The sequence below is a fragment of the Caulobacter sp. genome, assembly GCF_017744445.1.
Lineage (GTDB): Bacteria > Pseudomonadota > Alphaproteobacteria > Caulobacterales > Caulobacteraceae > Caulobacter.
On the sequence record NZ_JAGIBH010000042.1, the window covers coordinates 1 to 1359 of the forward strand.

Annotated in this window: 1 protein-coding gene, 1 tRNA gene and 1 pseudogene; 2 read left to right on the forward strand and 1 reads right to left on the reverse strand. The window is 67.8% G+C overall.

The window, feature by feature from the left end; translation table 11 throughout:
• Positions 1-23 precede the first annotated feature (23 nt).
• Positions 24-110, reverse strand: a tRNA-Leu gene (locus tag J7528_RS23410).
• 144 nt (positions 111-254) lie between these two features.
• Between J7528_RS23410 and J7528_RS23415 the strand changes: the two genes are divergently transcribed.
• Entirely contained in the window at positions 255-1211 is a 957-nt protein-coding gene (locus J7528_RS23415) for a complex I NDUFA9 subunit family protein (protein WP_291879665.1), read from the forward strand.
• Positions 1210-1275 (forward strand): annotated as a pseudogene (locus J7528_RS23420) (hypothetical protein); the annotation flags it as partial. The gene J7528_RS23415 and the pseudogene J7528_RS23420, both read left to right, overlap by 2 nt.
• Between the last annotated feature and the right edge of the window lie 84 nt (positions 1276-1359).

Sequence of the window (1359 nt, forward strand, 5' to 3'; positions counted from 1 at the left end):
GCGCCACCCTTCCTTACGAAGGGTGGTGCCCAGGAGAGGACTCGAACCTCCACGACCTTTCAGTCACTGGCACCTGAAGCCAGCGCGTCTACCAATTCCGCCACCTGGGCCTGCGAAGCGATCCGTGGACCGCCGCGAGGCCGGGACGTTTATGCAAAGGTTCTGGCCACGTCAATCGCTTAATTTCGCATTTCGTTGCGATTGTCGTCCGGGTCGTCTAATCCCCCGCTCACGGCTTTAGGACGGAGTTCAATATGCAAGGTCTGGTCACGGTGTTCGGCGGCTCCGGCTTCGTCGGCGGCCAGGTCGTCCGCGCGCTCGCCAAGGCGGGCCATCGCGTGCGGGTGGCGGTTCGCAATCCGAACCTGGCCTATCGCATGCGCATGCTGGGCGACGTGGGTCAGATCGAGGTGGTCCAGGCCAATGTCCGCAACGCGGCCTCGGTGGCGCGGGCCCTGAACGGCGCGGAAGCGGCCGTGAACCTGGTGGGCGTGCTCTGGGAGAGCGGCCGCCAGAAGTTCCAGACTTTGCACGTTATGGGCGCACGCACCGTGGCCGAACAGGCCAGGGCGGCGGGCGTCAAGCGCCTGGTCCAGATCTCGGCCTTGGGCGCGGACGCCGAGTCGCCCTCGAAGTACGCCCGCACCAAGGCCGCCGGCGAACAGGCCGTGCGCGAGGTCTTCCCGGGCGCGGTGGTGATTCGCCCGTCGATCGTGTTCGGCCCCGAGGACCGCTTCTTCAACAAGTTCGGCCAGATGGCCGCCCTGTTCCCCGCCCTGCCGCTGGTCGGCGGCGGCGAGACCAAGTTCCAGCCGGTCTATGTGGGCGACGTGGCCGCCGTGATCGCCAAGGCGGTCTCGCACCCGGCGGCCGAGGGCCTGACCTACGAGCTGGGCGGCCCGGCCGTCTACAGCTTCAAGGAACTGCTGGAGCTGATCCTGGTCGAGACCGGCCGCAACCGCGTCCTCGCCCCGATCCCGTTCTTCGCCGCCGGCTGGATCGGAAAGGTCGGCGACCTGTCGCCGATCAACCCGCCGCTGACGTCCGACCAGGTCGAGTCGCTGAAGGCCGACAACGTCGCGAACAACGGCCTGCCGGGTCTGGCCGAGGCCGGCGTCGTGCCGACCGCCGTGGAGTCGGTCGTCCCGTCCTACCTCTACCGCTACCGCAAGGGCGGCCAGTACGCCGAGGTCCCGCAAGGGGCGTTCTAAAAAAAGACCCTCTCCCAGAGGGAGAGGGCGGGGCCCGCCACGAAGTGGTGGGAGGGTGAGGGGTTAAACCCTTGCCGATATTCGCACTGCCGGCTCGTCGTCGGGCGTCGTAATCCCTCTCCCTCCCACGCAAGCGTGGGTCCCTCCC